Origin of the sequence: uncultured Neptuniibacter sp. (genome assembly GCF_947498015.1) — a bacterium.
Lineage (GTDB): Bacteria > Pseudomonadota > Gammaproteobacteria > Pseudomonadales > Balneatricaceae > Neptuniibacter.
Map to the genome: position 1 here is coordinate 33598 of NZ_CANMIR010000003.1, position 17054 is coordinate 50651.

Here is a 17054-nt window from a genome sequence, read left to right on the forward strand (position 1 = left end):
CTGTAGGTTACAGGTACATCTGCAGCGAGGTGTACGCAACGATGCTCATTACGATGGTGTATGGCAGAGCCATCAATACCATCTTTCCATACGACAGTCGGATAAGAGGTGCCAGTGCTGATGTTAGCAAGAACAGGAATGCTGCCTGGCCGTTAGGGGTGGCAACACTCGGAATATTGGTGCCGGTGTTAATCGCGATTGCCAGTGCATCAAAGTGGTCGCGTGTAATTGCGCCCGAATTAAGCGCAGCAACGACCTCATTGATATATACAGTTGCGACAAACACATTATCACTGATTGCGGATAGCACCCCGTTAGCTATGAAAAACAGACCCGGCTGAGTGGCTGTATCCATCGCCAGTACGGCTTCAATAATTGGTTGGAACAGGTGTTGTTCATGAATAACCGAAACAATAGAGAAGAAAACAACCAAGAGTGCAGTGAAAGGAAGCGCTTCTTCAAATGCTTTACCGATCTGGTGTTCTTCAACAATGCCATTGAAAGCGGTCAGAAGAATGATGATGGTCAATCCAATCAGGCCGACAGCTGCGAGGTGCATTGCTAGAGCAATCACCAGGAAGACAGCTACAACCGCCTGAATCATCAGCATCGCCTTATCACGATTGGTGCGTTTAGCATCTTGCTCACCGGCATAGTCGATCAGGACATTCTTAACATTCTCTGGAATTGTTGAGCCGTAGCCAAAGATCTTAGCTTTCTCAAGTAGAGCGCAGGTGATCAGGCCGGCAATAAGCACAGGCATCGTGATCGGTGCCATCAGTACGAAGAATTGAATGAAATCCCATCCAGCTTTCTCAGCAATCAGCAGGTTTTGAGGCTCACCTACCAGTGTGCATACACCACCAAGTGCGGTGCCCACAGCGCCATGCATTAGAAGGCTTCGAAGGAAGGCTCGAAACTGCTCAAGATCATCCTGATGGTTCTGTTGAACAGACTTATCATCGGCATGGTCGTGATCCGGGTGATGGTATGTCTTACCTGATGCGACCTTATGATATACCGCATAGAAGCCAACGCCGACACTGATCAATACTGCTGTGACGGTTAGGGCGTCTAAGAATGCAGAGAGAACCGCTGCAAAGAATGAGAAGAGAAGAGAGAGCGCAATCTTAGATTCTACTTTGAGCAGTATTTTGGTAAAGACCCAAAGCAGCATGCTCTTCATAAAGTAGATGCCTGCAACCATAAACATCAGCAGCAGAATAACTTCAAGGTTGGCTTCAATCTCATGAGAGACGGATTCAGGGCTTGCCAATCCAATGACAATAGCCTCAATTGCCAGCAGCCCCCCTGGTTGAAGGGGATAACATTTCAGGGCAAGAGCAAGAGTGAAGATGAATTCGAAAATGAGTAACCAGCCGGTTACTACGGGTCCAAGTGTAAACAAGATAATAGGGTTAAGAATCAGAAATCCTATTATCGCCTGCTTATACCAAACCGGCGAATTGCCGAGAAAGTTTCGAACTAGTGCTTGTGATAAAGTGTTGGTCATTGATTGTTCTTCCTATGCCAGAACAGCCAGTTAATTTTTTATGTAGTTATAGTTGTTGTATTGCCGAGTTCATCGAAGGCGCATTAGACTAACAGCTGAGAGGTTAAATCAGAAGTCTAAACTACTGTCTTGGAGCAGGTTTTTGCGTAATAGTCCTGGGAAGTAGTAAGTTATCTTCCTTTTTTGCTGCAGTTTGGCAGCGGCCTTGTCAGGCCAGACCTGTGCTTAATATGTTAACTTATGATCGCAGGTCTAAACGGTATAAATGAAGGTTCATATGAAAAGAGTGTTGTTGGCATTTCAGGAGCGTCTGCTGGGGACGAGCAAGGGTGCGCTTGTTTGCTCACAAGAGGAGCTTAATCACCTTGATGTTGAGTTGATCTTCGACCTCAATGATGACAGCTATCAGTTAGCAATTTTAAGTAGCAATCGACTGCCTGATGGGATGGTTGAAAATGACCTTGTAGGTCTGCGTGCTATGTTGGCGACGGTTAGCAATGAGCGGGACTACGTTTTGCTGTCATCTGCTGCGCAAATAGCTACCTGGCATGCATCCTTTCGATACTGTCCGCGATGCGCAGCTGAGTTAACGGTCCATCAACATGAATTTGCAAAGGTGTGCTCGGGATGTGGGCACCACCAGTACCCAAGAATATCCCCCTGTATTATCGTATTGGTTCGAAAGGGAGAGCAGTGTTTACTGGCTCATGCGAGTAAGTTTCAGTCTGGTCGTTACAGTACGCTAGCTGGCTTTATTGAAGCAGGAGAAAGTGCAGAGCATGCGGTTGGTCGTGAAGTCATGGAGGAGGTGGGTATTCGGGTGAAAAATATTGAATATTGCTTCAGCCAGTCCTGGCCCTTTCCGCACTCTTTAATGTTGGGTTATATGGCTGACTTTGAGAGTGGTGAAATTACGCCGGATGGCGTTGAAATTCTCGATGCAGATTGGTTTAGTCCGAATGAGCTGCCGATGCTGCCCCCGCCATTTACCATTGCGCGAAGATTGATAGACAAATTTCTACAAAGTCAGGGGGCTGAAGTTGATATCTCTTCAGCGCTGTTTTTCCCGACTGAATAGCTTGCTCAATTTTGTCGCCAGCATCACATTGCCTTCAGCTCGAAGCCTGCCGGTCATAAACGCACTCATACCATCTTTCTGTCCGGTTATGACATCTACCATTGTTTCTGAGTCCATAATAAGTGTCACATTTGGGTCGGGATGTTCACCTGATTCAATCGTGCATTGCATCTCGGCAATTGAGATATAGAAATCCTGTTCATCTTCCAGCACAAACTGGAAAGTGATCGTTAGATCTTTAGCGTTGTCAGCAATGAAACGACTGGGAAGCTTTTCGATAACTTTTGCGACAGAAATCTGCTGGCTCATGCGTGGTAAATCTCAAACTAGGTGGGCAATAGAGCGAATTATGATACATTAGCGGCCCTTCTTCTTATAGTTAAATTCGGAGTTTTCTCAGTGATTGAGTTTCTCAGTGATTATGGTCTGTTTCTCGCTAAATCAGTAACTGTTGTCTTTGCAATTATCGCTGTCGTGGCAGGTATTGCTGTTGTCTCATCGCGCTCACGTAAAGATACAAAGCACGGTGATATTGAAGTTACTCATTACAATGATGAGCTGCTGGAGATGAAAGAGTCGCTTGAGGATGCGATTCTGGATAAAGAGGAGCTTAAAGAGCTTCATAAAGCTGAAAAGAAAAAGGAGAAAGAGGAGAGGAAGGCGCGTAAAAAGAACCCTCCTAAGAGCGATGAGCCAAGACGTAAACGTATCTTCGTGCTGGACTTCGATGGTGATGTTAAAGCAAGTGAAGTGGAGCCGTTTCGTCAGGAGATTTCAGCCGTGCTACTGATGGCAGAAAAAGAAGATGAAGTTGTGATCCGCTTAGAAAGTCCGGGTGGGATGGTACATGAATATGGTCTGGCATCATCACAGATTGAGCGTATTAAGCGCAAGGAGATACCTTTGACCATCTGCGTGGATCGGGTTGCAGCCAGTGGGGGTTATATGATGGCCTGCCTTGCTGATAAGTTACTTGCTGCGCCATTTGCGATTGTCGGTTCTATCGGTGTGATTGCACAGCTGCCGAATTTTCATCGTCTTCTTAAGAAAAATGAGATCGATTATGAGGTGCTTACCGCAGGTGAGTATAAGCGCACACTGACTGTGTTCGGTGAAAACACAGAAAAGGGACGTGAAAAATTTGTTGAGGAGCTAGAGGAAACGCATGAGCTCTTTAAGAATTTTGTCAGTGAGTATCGTGAATCTGTTGATATCGATAAAGTGGCTACGGGTGAGATCTGGTTTGGAAAGCAGGCACTGGAGGTTAATCTGGTTGATGAGTTGACGACCTCTGATCAGTATCTAATGGATGCTGCGGATGAAGCCGATATCTTCGAGGTTTGTTATGAAGAGAAGAAAACGCTTCAGGATAAAATTTCAGATATGACTGTAAGCTCGGGTGAGCGCTTGCTGAATAAAGTCTGGGGGCAGCTCATAAATAATCGCTTCTGGATGAAGTAGAGCTGGTGTTGCGTTGAATAGGACGAGTAGGAGTAGGCCTTAAGTCTGGTAATAATAACTTGATTTATAACCGGATAATGCCGTTATAATCTACCGTTAACTGTTTGAAACGCTGGTTTGGAGTTCTGATGCAACATAAAGGTACATCTGCAAGTATTGTTAAAGCCGCAGAAGCACTATTTGCTGAACAGGGCTTCACAGAAACCACGGTTCGTCAGATAACAAGCCGGGCTGATGTGAATTTAGCTGCGATCAACTACCATTTTGGTTCAAAGAAGGGGTTGATACAGGCTGTTGCAGAAAAATTTCTCACGCCTCTGTGTATTGAGCTGGAGAGTATGCTGGATCAGCGGCTATCAGTTTCTGATGCCGGGCAGATTACGCTTGAGGAGCTCCTGGAGATGTTGATGCGGGCGTTGTTGATTGTTAATCGGGACAACGATAATGCTCTCTCTGTCTTTATGAGGTTACTAGAACTCTCCTATATGAAAAACCAGGAGGAGCTGCGTAGCTTCCTGATGAGTCGTTATCAAAGTAAGTTGCAGCCTTTTATTCAATCGCTACGACAGGACTCCGCGCCGATGGAAGATGATGAATTCTTTTGGCGGCTGCATTTTTTACTTGGTTCAATCACATTTACGTTATCCAATTTCAATACCCTTCATGCGATTGAAAAGCGTGAGTTCCATAGTGGAGCGGAGGTGGAGAATATTCTTCACCGTATGATCCCTGTTTTGTCTGCAGGTCTTCAGGCAAGGGCAGATAAGACCTATTTCTGCCGACTCTAGAACTATGATCCATCTTATAGTTTCCATCACCGATCAATCGCTGAGCGTATTTGACGGAAAGGATCTTATACAGCGTTTGACTATCTCTACCGCTTTGAATGGGCCCGGCCAGCAGAAAAATAGTGGCTGTACTCCTCTGGGGTTGCATATCATTCGTGCCAAAATTGGTGAAGGTTACCCTGAAAATGCAGTCTTCCGGGGAAGGCGTTTTACGGGTGAAATCTATTCTTCAGCTCTTTCTGATCAATTTCCAAGACGTGACTGGATTTTGACCAGAATCCTCTGGTTGTCAGGCCTTGAGAAAGGTGTAAATCGTCTAGGGGATGTTGATACAATGCAGCGATATATCTATATCCATGGCACTCCCGATTCAGAGCCTATGGGAGTTGCCAGATCCCATGGTTGTATCCGGATGCGGAATAAAGATCTGTTATGGTTGTTCAGTCGTGTCCCGGTCGGGACAAAAATTCTTATTAAAGATTAATCACTATGTCAGAAGTAACGCTTTTTCTGGATCTAGAAGGCACTGAATTAACCGTGGAGGAGCGTCAGTTGCTGAAAAATCCTCTCATTGGCGGTGTTATTCTTTTTGGGCGAAATACACTGGATGCTCAGCAGGTTGCTCGGCTTGTTATGGATATTCGTCAAGTATCGCCTGAAATTATTATCAGTCTGGATCAGGAGGGGGGGCGTGTTCAGCGTCTAAAAGATGGAGTAACGCGTCTGCCCGCAGTTAAGGCTCTGGCAAGTAAGTACGAGCATGATCCAGAGCAGGGGTTGAGTGCAGCCAAGAAGATGGGTTATCTGATGGCTGCTGAACTTCGGGCGCTAGGTATAGATCTGAGTTTTGCGCCAGTACTCGATATAGATTACGGAAGAAATAGTGTTATCGGTGATCGGGCATTTGCGTGCCACTTTGAAGCCGTTTCCGCTTTGAGTCATGCCTATATTAAAGGGATGAGAGATGCAGGTATGGTGGCAACAGGCAAGCATTTTCCCGGGCATGGTTGGGCGAACGCAGATACCCATCTGCATGATGCGATCGATGATCGTACCTTTGAAGAGATCTGGACGACGGATCTTGTACCATTTCGTGATGCTGTCGAAAATGGGGTTGAAGCTATGATGTTCGCCCATGTTGTCTATCCGCAGTGTGATCCTTCTCCGGCTGGCTTTTCGCGATTCTGGATTGATGAAGTATTGCGTAAACAGATCGGTTTTTCAGGTGTCGTGTTTAGCGATGACCTCAGTATGAAGGCTGCACAGAGTGCTGGTAGCTATGCCAGCAGGGCTGAACAGGCGATAGCATCGGGCTGTCAGGCGCTTTTATGTTGCAATGAGCGTCGGGGTACATTGGATATATTGGCTTATCTTGAAGCAGAGAATCTAAAGCCATTAAAACAGTTGGAATCTTTGCGGGGGCGTGCTGCCACAGTTGAATCGCTGCAGCTGGAAAGTGCACGTTCGCTCGCTAATGAGATGTTGGATGTTTAATTATGATTGAAACCTTGAATCAAATAGTCGCTGAATACCTGCCTGAGTATGATCAGTCTTCCTGGTTGATTTTGTCTGCTGTGATCTGTGCGCTCTCAGTTGTCATCGACCTCGTTATCAGGGCGTTTTTTGCACAACTAATTGTTCAGGCGGATAAAACGAAAAACCTCTGGGACGATGTTTTTTTAGCAGCCTTAACCCGACCGGTTCTGATGTTTGTCTGGTTAACAGCAGGCTACCTGTTGCTTCAGGTGCTACAAGAGCATTTCCAACTCACGATAATTGGAGAAAACAATCCACTTCCTGGGTTAGTACCTGTCGTCCTTCTTGCTTGGTTTCTGATCCGTTTTCTGCGCAAGATGGAGCGTGTTTTAGTCATGCCGGATCGCATGAAAAAACCGATGGACCCAACTACTGTAGGTGCTTTGGGGAGACTTCTTAGGCTCATTGTTACCGTGGTGATTGTTCTGATCATTATGCAGAGCTACGGGTACAGTATTTCTGGCATTCTTGCCTTTGGCGGTATTGGGGGCATTGCTGTTGGTTTTGCCGCCAAAGACCTATTGGCCAATTTCTTTGGCGGGTTAATGATCTATCTGGATCGTCCTTTTAAGGTGGGTGACTGGATTCGTTCTCCTGATAAGCAGATTGAGGGGACAGTTGAGGATATCGGCTGGCGTCAGACTCGAATCCGCACATTTGATAAGCGTCCTCTGTATGTCCCCAATGCAACTTTTGCAAATATCTCAGTTGAGAATCCATCAAGAATGACTAATCGTCGAATCTATGAATATATCGGCATTCGATATGATGATGCAGGGCAGGTGACTCGGGTTATTGATGAAGTTAAAGCTATGCTTCAATCTCATCCAGAGATCGATACAAACCAGACGTTGATCGTGAATCTTGATAAGTTTGGTCCCTCTTCGCTAGATTTTTTTGTCTATACCTTTACGAAAACCACTGATTGGATCAAATACCACGAGATCAAACAGGATGTGATGGTCAAAATTATGGCAATTATTGAGTCGCAGGGGGCTGAGTTTGCGTTCCCGACCACTACGGTGCATCTGGCAGGGATTCCTGAAAAGCCCGAGTTAGAAAATGAGCTAGCTAAGATTTAAAAGAAGCCCCGCAAAGGGGGGGATTTAATACCATACTGAATGCGCCCTACCTGTGTTTGTAGTTAAACTTTAGGATGACATCCTGTCTTTCAGTTTGGTAATCTTTGCGCAATTCACGCCGCCGTGTTGGGCGGCGTTTCTGTATCTGTTTTTGAGGTATTTATGAGCGTACACGAGATTACTCACCCCCTGGTAAAACATAAAATCGGTTTGATGCGTGCACGCGATATGAGTACCCGCAGTTTCCGTCAGCTTGCTGCCGAGGTTGGTTGCTTGCTCACGTATGAGGCCACTAAGGATCTTGAGGTTGAAGAGTATCGGTTGGATGGCTGGTGTGGCGATGTAACGGTTGAGCGTATCAAAGGGAAGAAAATTACAGTTGTTCCTATCCTGCGTGCAGGAATTGGGATGCTTGACGGTGTCTTAGATCTGCTGCCGACTGCGAGAATCAGCGTTGTCGGTTTGTACCGTGATGAGGAGACGCTTGAGCCGGTTGCCTATTTTGAGAAGTTGGCCAATGACATCGATGAGCGTATGTCATTAATTATTGACCCGATGCTTGCGACAGGAGGCTCGATGAATGCAACGATCGATATGCTTAAGAAAGCAGGTTGTGATTCTATTCGTGCGCTAGTGTTGGTTGCAGCACCTGAAGGTATAAAAGCGGTTCAGGAAGCTCATCCCGATGTTGAGTTGTATACAGCAGCGATTGATAGTCACCTGAATGAGCAGGGGTATATTATTCCTGGACTGGGCGATGCTGGCGACAAGATTTTTGGTACTAAATAGGCTGGTAGGGAATATGATGAACTCCAATTTTAATCCCCGTACCGTACTGGCAGGATCACAAATGCTCTTTGTTGCATTTGGTGCGCTAGTGCTTATGCCGTTGTTAACAGGGCTGGATCCCAGTGTGGCGCTGTTTACGGCGGGAATCGGGACTTTGCTTTTTCAATTTGTGACCAGGTGCAGTGTTCCTGTTTTTCTGGCGTCCTCTTTCGTTTTTATCGCGCCCATTACCTATAGCACCCAAACGTGGGGGATCGCAGCCACTATGGGAGCTTTATTTACGGCGGGTGTTGTTTATATGGTCCTGGCGGTTCTCGTCAAGATCAAAGGTTCAGGCTTTCTACACCGTATCATGCCGCCCGTGGTTACAGGTCCAGTCATTATGGTGATCGGCCTAGGGCTGGCACCGATCGCTGTGAACATGGCGATGGGTAAGGCTGGAGATGGTTCCATTGAGCTGTTTCCCTATCAGGATGCGATGATCGTATCCATGATAGCGCTGATTACCACGCTATTGGTTGCCACGCTGGCAAAAGGGATCTTTCGGTTGGTGCCTATCTTGTCAGGTGTGTTGGTTGGTTATGCCGCAGCGTATTTTATGGGGATGGTGGATCTTACAAAGGCAGCGGAAGCACCAATGATCGCAGTGCCAAATTTCGTGTTGCCTGAATTCCATCTGGCAGCAATATTGTTCATGTTGCCGGTCGCGATTGCACCTGCGATTGAGCATGTGGGTGATGTATTGGCGATTAGTAATGTGACGGGTAAGGATTACCTAAAGAAACCGGGTTTGCATCGCACCCTGTTTGGCGATGGTATAGCAACATCAGCAGCCTCACTGTTCGGTGGTCCGCCTAACACGACCTATTCAGAGGTAACAGGTGCAGTGATGTTAACAAAATCATTCAATCCGGTTGTCATGGTGTGGGCCGCTGTCTTTGCCATTCTTCTGGCCTTTATCTCCAAATTTGGTGTGCTTCTGCAGACAATCCCATCCCCGGTTATGGGGGGGATATTAATTCTTCTGTTTGGATCTATAGCGTCTGTCGGTCTGAACGCGTTGGTTAAGGCACGTGTGGATATGGCGCAACAACGTAATCTGGTGATTGTATCTACTACGTTGGTTTTTGGGATCGGTGGTATGGCGGTTGGTAGTGGTGACCTGAATCTGCAAGGGGTCAGTTTATGTGGCCTGGTGGCGATTGTGTTAAATCTAATATTGCCGATACCTCCAGAGGATAAGCATGATGATCTTGCTGATGAGCAAGCGGTTGTTGATGATCTGGTAGAACATGGTCGTAGTTAAAAAAAGCCCGGGTTATCCCGGGCTTTTTTTATTCTGAGGGGGTTATCTTTACGATGATCCCAAGCAGCGGATGGTCGATATAATGAACCTCGTCTGAGCGCATGCGACGCGCTTGATCAAGGTTGATTGTGAGAATCTCAGGTATAGCAGGGAAGTGGTTAATTGTATTGGTGGCTGCGCTAGCGCTCTCAATCGGTTGATTGTTTGTTGTGTCTGATTGAAGAGTGTTTAGCTCATTAGGGTTCAGATACTGGCTGAAGAAAATATTTGGACGAAAATGAAGGTATCGGCCGCGGCCGACACCGATGTAACCGTCTAATTCATGCATCCCATTATCCAGTACTTCACCTGCTCTGATATGCACCGGGCGAGGGGTCTGGGTGTGATAAACCGGTTGAATCCAGCCGCCGTGATACAAAACACGATAGTTACTGGATCGCTTCAGTCTGCTTGCTTCATTTTTAAGGCTAAGATCGCTTAGTGCTTGAAAGGGAAGCTGCTCTGTAGTGGCTCTCTGTATCTGCGCTGCTTTAGGGTTTTCAGGGATTTCCTGAATTGTTGGCCAGTGCTCTTCTGAAATAGCTGTACGATCCTGGTTCGCAAATATGATCAGCTCGACCTGATACCAGTCTGTTGCGGACGCGGCTAATGAGGTTGTCAGCAAGAGCGTGCTTGCTATTACTTTGAGTAATCTCTTCATGATGTTTTTACTGCCAAGTCATTCAGAAGGTTCTCTACCGCACTGAATCTATGCTCGGTCTTCTCCATATTAAGACTGAAGCGCAGTTTGTCTGCGCCCTCTAGTTTATATTTTTGTGGTTGGTTTTGAACCATTTTTACCAGGGTTAATGGATCAACCTTTGCGTCAGTCGCAAATTCTATACGGCCCAGTTCTGTTCCGGCCTCTATTTTGACAATATTCATTGTTTCAGCCCTGAGCTTGAGCTCAGTAACCTGGAACAGGTTTTTGACCTGATCAGGTAATAATCCGAACCGGTCAATCATCTCAATCTGAAGCTCCTTAAGAGCCTTAGTGGAGGAGGCATTGGCAATTCGCTTATACATAATCAAACGACTGTGAACATCGGGCAGGTATTCATCAGGGATAAGCGCAGATAGATGCAGGTTTACTTCCGGACCATGTTGTATCGGCTGCTCCATATTAGGTGTTTTGCCCTCTTTAATCGATTCCACTGCTTGTTCGAGCATCTCCATAAAGAGCGAGAAGCCAACGGTCTGCATCTGACCGCTTTGCTCTTCACCCAGAAGCTCACCGGCACCACGAATCTCGAGATCATGAGTTGCCAGAGTGAAGCCGGCTCCCAGATCATCTGCTGCCTGAATCGCTTCCAGGCGCTTAATGGCGTCTTTGGTCATCGACTTTTTATGAGGTGTCAGTAAATAGGCATAGGCCTGGTGGTGTGAGCGTCCCACACGGCCACGGAGCTGATGGAGTTGAGCCAGACCAAATTTATCTGCTCTGTCGATGATAATGGTATTGGCGTTAGGTACATCGATACCGGTTTCGATGATTGTTGTGCAGAGTAAGATGTTGAACCGTTTGTGATAGAAGTCCGACATCACTTGCTCAAGTTCGCGTTCGCGCATCTGACCATGGCCGATACCAATACGTGCTTCGGGTACCAGCTCTCGGAGTTCGGCTGCGGTCTGCTCGATCGTTTTGACCTCGTTATGAAGGTAGTAAACCTGACCGCCACGAAGTAGCTCACGAAGAATCGACTCTTTAACCAGTGTAGTGTCACTGTAGCGAACAAAAGTTTTAACAGAGAGACGCCTGGCTGGTGGTGTTGCGATGATTGAAAGGTCGCGTATTCCAGACATGGCCATATTTAGTGTGCGTGGTATGGGTGTTGCTGTCAGGGTCAGAATATCAACTTCGGCGCGCAGTGATTTGAGTCGCTCTTTCTGTTGGACCCCAAAACGGTGCTCTTCGTCGATGATGACAAGCCCAAGGTTATGAAAATCGATATCACCTGCTAAGAGCTTGTGTGTGCCTACCACGATGTCGAGTTGGCCGGATTCAAGCTTATCGATGATGCTGTTCTGTTGTTTTCCTGAACGAAAACGAGAGATCAGTTCGACATTGACGGGCCAGTCTGCAAATCGGTCAAGAAAGTTTTGATAGTGTTGCTGGGCGAGCAGTGTTGTTGGAACGAGAATAGCAACCTGCTTACCGCTTTGGACTGCTACAAAAGCTGCGCGCATAGCCACTTCAGTCTTGCCGAAGCCTACATCACCACACACGAGTCTATCCATCGGTTGAGGTGCCGTCATATCACGTATCACATTACCGATGGCTGCGGCTTGATCGGGTGTCTCTTCAAACGGGAAGCTTGATGAAAATTGCAGGTACTGTTCATCAGGATCTGAAAACCTGAACCCTTTGCGAGCGGCTCTTCGTGCATAGATGTCGAGTAGTTCGGCTGCTGCATCACGCGCTTTTTCAGCTGCTTTGCGTTTGGCTTTGGTCCATTGTTCGGTCCCAAGCCTGTGCAGTGGTGCATGATCGTCACCTGCTCCTGTATAGCGGCTGATTAAGTGCAGTGATGAAACGGGTACGTATAACTTAGCTCTATCTGCGTATTCCAGAGTTAAAAATTCATTGTCCTGACCTTCGAGTGAAATGGTTTGTAAGCCCAGATAGCGCCCTACACCATGATCTAGGTGGACGACAGGGGAGCCGGTTGTGAGTTCAGACAGATTCTTTATAACCTGATCACTCTGCTCCTGCTCTTTAGAGCGGCGCCGGCGCTGGAAAACCTGATGCCCGAATAGCTGTGTCTCTGTAATGAGATGTACGTCGCCGGGTATGGACAGGCCCTGTTCCAGCGGGTACTCGGTAATGGCAATATCCAGATCGGAATGCAGGAAGCTACGCCAGTTATCAATCTGAGTCGGTTGAATGTTGATGCGCAGGAGGAGCTCCAGAAGCGCTTCGCGGCGACCTGCGGATTCAGCGCAGAACAGAATTGGCCCATCACGTTCAGCCAGGAAGTGTTTGAGTGCTGAGAGTGGTTCTTTGAGTTTAGAGTCTACCGGTAGCTCTGGTGGCGGAGTGCAGGGCAGGTTTGTGTGACCCGATCTGTTTTCCAGCTCTTTGTCAGATAACACGAACCTGCCGTACTTTTTGAGTGCGGCAAATAGCTCATTTGTTGATAGAAAGAGGTCCGCAGGAGGTAACACCGGGTTAGTAATATCGTGTCTGCGTTGTTCGTATCGATTGGCAACCTCGAGACTGAACTGATCAGCAGCGTCCTCTAGACCTCCATTGATAATAATTTGAGTTTGTTTCGGCAGGGCTTCAAACAGTGAGCTGCACTCCTCAAAAAAGAGAGGGAGGTAGTATTCAATTCCGGGCGAAGTCAGCCCGTCGGAGATATTGGTATAGACAGGGCATTGGCGGTAATCGACATCAAATTTTTCACGCCATCTGGATTTGAAGGCGCTGATAGCAAGGGAATCAAACGGGAACTCTTTTGCTGGAAGCAGATTGATCGCATCAATCGAATCAATAGAGCGCTGGGTTTCAGGATTGAATGTACGCAGCGTTTCGATTTCATCATCAAACAGGTCAATGCGGAATGGGTGCTCGCTCCCTGTCGGATAGAGGTCAATAATTGAGCCTCTGAATGCAAACTCACCATGTTCAAGCACGGTGTCAACGGCATGGTAACCTGCATCAATAAGCTGTTTACGCAGGTTCTCAGCATTGATCTGATCCCCGGGCTTGAGATCAAAACAATGGCCAGAGATGAATTTAGCAGGTGCAGTACGGTGCATCAGGGTGCTGAGCGGTACGATCAGAATGCCCTGCTTGAGATGGGGGAGCCTGTTCAGGGTTGTGATGCGCTCAGAAATAATATCCTGGTGTGGTGAGAACGTATCGTAAGGAAGTGTTTCCCAGTCAGGAAATGAGAGTGTTTCTAACTGATTGCCATTAAAAAAGACAACCTCATCAAGTAGGCGGTTGGCCTGATTTGTATCGTTGGTGATAACCAGAGTAAATCCATCATACCTCTGTGCTGCGTCAGCTATAAATAGTCCTGATGCGGATCCGGTTACATTACCAACCTGTTTCCGATCGCCGGCACCTTGTGTTAAAGAGTAATTCAACTGCAGCACTGCGTGACTCCTGTACGCATAAATGTTTTGTTTCGAGTGGTGTAGTTTAACGGGTGGGGCGGTAAATGGTAGGTCGTAGGTGTCTATCAAACCGCCAGATTATAGGCAAAAACCATGGTTCGAAAGTATATCATGCTGCATTTGCTCAATGGGGGGGAAAAGAGGATAATGCGCCCACCAAAAATTTTAGGTTCTGCTAACTGGGCTAGGGTAATACGTCTTCGTTAGTGGGTACCAACGAGTTTACACAACTTTTTGGAGTTTCAAGTGAGCCAAGATCAAGTATTTTCAGACTGGAAAGAGCGCGAAGCCCTAGCTGAAGCTATGGTACCACTGGTAGGCGGTTTGTACCGCGATCAGAACATCGAATCATCTGTATTCGGTCGCCTGATCATCAAACGTTCTGTTATCGACATTCTTAAAGCACACCGTTTTGTGCGTCAGGTTGAAGAGCAGGAGTTGACTGTTGTTGATACCTACCCTGTACTGGAAGCAGTTAAAAACCTGAATGTGCGTAATGCGCACATTGATGCAGGTAAACTGGCAGTTAAGTATCGTGAACAGGGCAATGGCCAGGATCTTGAATCCTTCCTGAAAGCAGAACTTTCTGATGCAATCGGTACTGAAGAACGTGAACCTACAGATGTGGTTTTGTACGGTTTTGGTCGCATTGGTCGTCTGCTAGCTCGACTTCTGATTGAGCGTACAGGCGGCGGTCAGGCGCTGCGTCTGCGTGCGATTGTTGTACGTAAAGGTGCAGCAGCTAAAGATCTTGAAAAGCGTGCGAGCTTGCTACGTCGTGACTCAGTACACGGTTCCTTTAAAGGAACGATCACAGTAGATGAAGAGAACAATACCATTACTGCTAACGGTAATGTTATTCAGGTCATTTTTGCGAACTCACCAGATGAGATCGATTACACCGCTTATGGCATCAACAATGCGATGGTGATCGACAATACAGGTAAGTGGCGCGATAAAGAGGGCTTGTCTCTGCACTTGGAGGCTAAAGGTGCGAGCAAAGCAGTACTGACTGCACCGGGTAAAGGCGTTAAGAACATCGTAATGGGTGTTAATGATGCTGATATCACGCCGGAAGATACCATTCTTTCTGCTGCTTCTTGTACTACCAATGCAATCACGCCGGTTCTTAAAGCTGTATACGATAAATTTGGTATCGAGAATGGTCATGTAGAAACGGTACATGCGTACACGAATGACCAGAACCTGATCGATAACTATCACAAGGGTGATCGTCGCGGTCGTGCAGCTGGTCTGAACATGGTTATCACCGAGACGGGTGCGGCTAAAGCAGTGTCTAAAGCACTTCCTGCAATGGAAGGAAAGCTGACTGGCAATGCTATTCGTGTGCCTACACCAAATGTATCAATGGCGATTCTTAATCTGAACCTTGAATCAGAGGCTGAAAAAGATCAGTTGAATGCATACCTTCGCGAGGCTGCGCTTCACGGACCGATGCAGAAGCAGATCGATTACAGCAACTCACCCGAAGCAGTATCGACTGACTTTGTAGGTTCTCGTGCAGCGGGTGTTGTTGATGCATTGGCGACAATTGCTGGTGGTAAGCGTTGCGTTCTTTATGTTTGGTACGATAACGAGTTTGGCTATAGCTGCCAGGTTATCCGTATGATGCAGAAGATGGCTCAGTGCACTTTGCCAGCTTTCCCTAAAGAGGGTTAAGCTTTACCACTGCTGTTCAAAAAGCCACCAATGTGTGGCTTTTTGTTTATCAAATGCTCTATATGCCAATTAGTAATATGTATATAGATAATGAATCTATCCATAAGTACCTACTTTAGTTCGGGGAAGGCACTGATATGCAAGGGTGTTTGTAGAAAAAGGTTGTAACGCTCAGGTATACTTAATCGGATTTTTGGGTGGGGTAATTCTATTTCCGTAATAACTATAACGGCATCACATCTGTTCGGGGACAGGTCAGAAGTGATACGGAAATCGGAAATGGAATCCTGAAAGAGTTTAACGTAATTGGGTGAGGCGTATGATCAAGATCAACAAAGGTCTGGATCTACCGATCACGGGCGCTCCTGAGCAATCTATTACAGATGGCCCAGCAGTCAGCTCCGTTGCCGTTGTCGGCCTGGATTATGTAGGTATGAAACCTACAATGGCTGTCAAGGTAGGTGATCGAGTGAAACTCGGTCAAGTGATCTTTTCCGATAAAAAAACAGAAGGCGTTAAGTACACAGCACCGGGTGCGGGTGTAGTTAAAGCCGTTAACCGTGGCGACCGTCGTGTTCTTCAATCCGTTGTGATTGAGCTGGACGGTGACGAAGCGGTTGAATTCAATAAATATAGTGCTGGTGAGTTGTCAGGCCTGACTCGCGAACAGGTTCAGGAGAACCTAGTCGAATCAGGTATGTGGACTGCACTGCGTACCCGACCTTTCAGTCGTGTGCCGCAGCCGGGTACAGCACCTAACTCTATCTTCGTAACAGCAATGGATACTAATCCATTATCTGGCGATCCAGCGGTAGTAATTGCTGATCAGGCTGAAGCGTTTACTCAGGGGCTTACGATTCTTACTAAGCTTTCTGAAACTACAGTTTATCTGTGTAAAGCGCCTGGTGCTGAAATTCCAACTGCCGACGGTGTCACTGTTGAAGAGTTTGAAGGCGGCCATCCTGCAGGCAACGCAGGAACGCATATCCATTTCCTTGATCCAGTGTCACAGAAAAAGTCTGTATGGACCATTGGATACCAGGATGTGATTGCGGTCGGCAAGCTGTTTACTGAAGGTAAACTGTTTACTGATCGTGTTGTTGCTGTTGGTGGTCCTACGGCATATCGTCCAGGTCTGGTGCGTACTCGTATGGGTGCAAGTTTTGATGACCTGCTTGTTGGTGCTCAAAAGGGTGATCACAATCGTGTGATCAGCGGTTCAGTTTGGAACGGTCGTACAGCTACGGGGCCGTTTGCATACCTGGGTCGTTATGCCAACCAGATCAGCATTCTGGAAGAGGGAGATGAACGTGAGCTGTTAGGCTGGATTGTTCCTGGTGCTAATAAGTTCTCTGTTCTCAATGTGTTTGCCTCATTCCTGAATCCTTCCAAGAAATTCAACTTTACAACAACCACAAATGGTTCTGAGCGAGCTATGGTTCCTGTTGGTCAGTTTGAAGAGCTGATGCCAATGGATATCCTGCCAACTCAGCTGCTACGTGCGCTGGTTACCGGTGATATCGTGCATGCCATGGAGCTGGGTTGTCTTGAATTGGACGAAGAAGACCTCGCGCTGTGCACATTTGCCTGTCCTGGTAAATATGAGTACGGCCCAATCCTTCGCGACAATCTGACGCGTATCGAGAAAGAGGCCTGA

The 17054-nt window shown here is 47.0% G+C and carries 14 protein-coding genes; 10 read left to right on the forward strand and 4 right to left on the reverse strand.

What is annotated here, in order from left to right:
- Positions 1 to 7: 7 nt before the first annotated feature.
- Positions 8 to 1513: a sodium/proton antiporter NhaB gene (gene nhaB, locus Q0882_RS04355; protein WP_299178480.1), complete on the reverse strand. Its 1506-nt coding sequence runs from the start codon at positions 1511 to 1513 to the stop codon at positions 8 to 10.
- 277 nt (positions 1514 to 1790) lie between these two features.
- Here nhaB and nudC point away from each other — a divergent pair, with 277 nt between their 5' ends.
- On the forward strand, positions 1791 to 2591 hold the full coding sequence (gene nudC / locus Q0882_RS04360) for an NAD(+) diphosphatase (RefSeq protein ID WP_299178482.1): 801 nt from the start codon (positions 1791 to 1793) through the stop codon (positions 2589 to 2591).
- On the opposite strand, the gene Q0882_RS04365 is transcribed toward nudC, so the two are convergent.
- On the reverse strand, positions 2565 to 2900 hold the full coding sequence (locus Q0882_RS04365) for an SCP2 sterol-binding domain-containing protein (RefSeq protein ID WP_299178484.1): 336 nt from the start codon (positions 2898 to 2900) through the stop codon (positions 2565 to 2567). The genes nudC and Q0882_RS04365 overlap by 27 nt on opposite strands.
- Positions 2901 to 2990: 90 nt before the next feature.
- Here Q0882_RS04365 and sohB point away from each other — a divergent pair, with 90 nt between their 5' ends.
- From sohB to Q0882_RS04400, 7 genes are all read left to right on the forward strand, one after another.
- Positions 2991 to 4052: a protease SohB gene (sohB, locus tag Q0882_RS04370; RefSeq protein WP_299178486.1), complete on the forward strand. Its 1062-nt coding sequence runs from the start codon at positions 2991 to 2993 to the stop codon at positions 4050 to 4052.
- Between the two features lie 128 nt (positions 4053 to 4180).
- A complete protein-coding gene (locus Q0882_RS04375; RefSeq protein WP_299178487.1) occupies positions 4181 to 4840 on the forward strand; it encodes a TetR/AcrR family transcriptional regulator in 660 nt (219 codons plus the stop codon).
- A gap of 4 nt (positions 4841 to 4844) precedes the next feature.
- A complete protein-coding gene (locus Q0882_RS04380) occupies positions 4845 to 5324 on the forward strand; it encodes a L,D-transpeptidase (RefSeq protein WP_299178488.1) in 480 nt (159 codons plus the stop codon).
- A gap of 5 nt (positions 5325 to 5329) precedes the next feature.
- The gene (nagZ, locus tag Q0882_RS04385) at positions 5330 to 6334 is read left to right on the forward strand and encodes a beta-N-acetylhexosaminidase (protein ID WP_299178489.1); all 1005 of its coding nucleotides are present in this window, start codon (positions 5330 to 5332) and stop codon (positions 6332 to 6334) included.
- Between the two features lie 2 nt (positions 6335 to 6336).
- Positions 6337 to 7458, forward strand: a complete 1122-nt coding sequence (locus Q0882_RS04390) for a mechanosensitive ion channel family protein (protein ID WP_299178491.1) — start codon at positions 6337 to 6339, stop codon at positions 7456 to 7458.
- 162 nt (positions 7459 to 7620) lie between these two features.
- The gene (gene upp, locus Q0882_RS04395) at positions 7621 to 8247 is read left to right on the forward strand and encodes a uracil phosphoribosyltransferase (protein WP_299178493.1); all 627 of its coding nucleotides are present in this window, start codon (positions 7621 to 7623) and stop codon (positions 8245 to 8247) included.
- Positions 8248 to 8260: 13 nt separating this feature from the next.
- Positions 8261 to 9553 (forward strand): uracil-xanthine permease family protein, encoded by a 1293-nt coding sequence (locus Q0882_RS04400; RefSeq protein ID WP_299178495.1) that lies wholly within the window; start codon positions 8261 to 8263, stop codon positions 9551 to 9553.
- A 28-nt stretch (positions 9554 to 9581) separates the two neighbouring features.
- Here the strand turns inward: Q0882_RS04400 and Q0882_RS04405 are convergent, their stop codons facing one another.
- Entirely contained in the window at positions 9582 to 10253 is a 672-nt protein-coding gene (locus tag Q0882_RS04405) for a CsiV family protein (protein ID WP_299178497.1), read from the reverse strand.
- A complete protein-coding gene (gene mfd / locus Q0882_RS04410; RefSeq protein WP_299178499.1) occupies positions 10250 to 13696 on the reverse strand; it encodes a transcription-repair coupling factor in 3447 nt (1148 codons plus the stop codon). Before mfd ends, Q0882_RS04405 begins: the two co-directional genes overlap by 4 nt.
- A gap of 267 nt (positions 13697 to 13963) precedes the next feature.
- On the opposite strand from mfd, the gene Q0882_RS04415 reads away from it, so the two are divergent.
- Positions 13964 to 15397: a glyceraldehyde-3-phosphate dehydrogenase gene (locus Q0882_RS04415; RefSeq protein WP_299178501.1), complete on the forward strand. Its 1434-nt coding sequence runs from the start codon at positions 13964 to 13966 to the stop codon at positions 15395 to 15397.
- Positions 15398 to 15716: 319 nt separating this feature from the next.
- Positions 15717 to 17054, forward strand: a complete 1338-nt coding sequence (locus Q0882_RS04420; RefSeq protein ID WP_299178503.1) for a Na(+)-translocating NADH-quinone reductase subunit A — start codon at positions 15717 to 15719, stop codon at positions 17052 to 17054.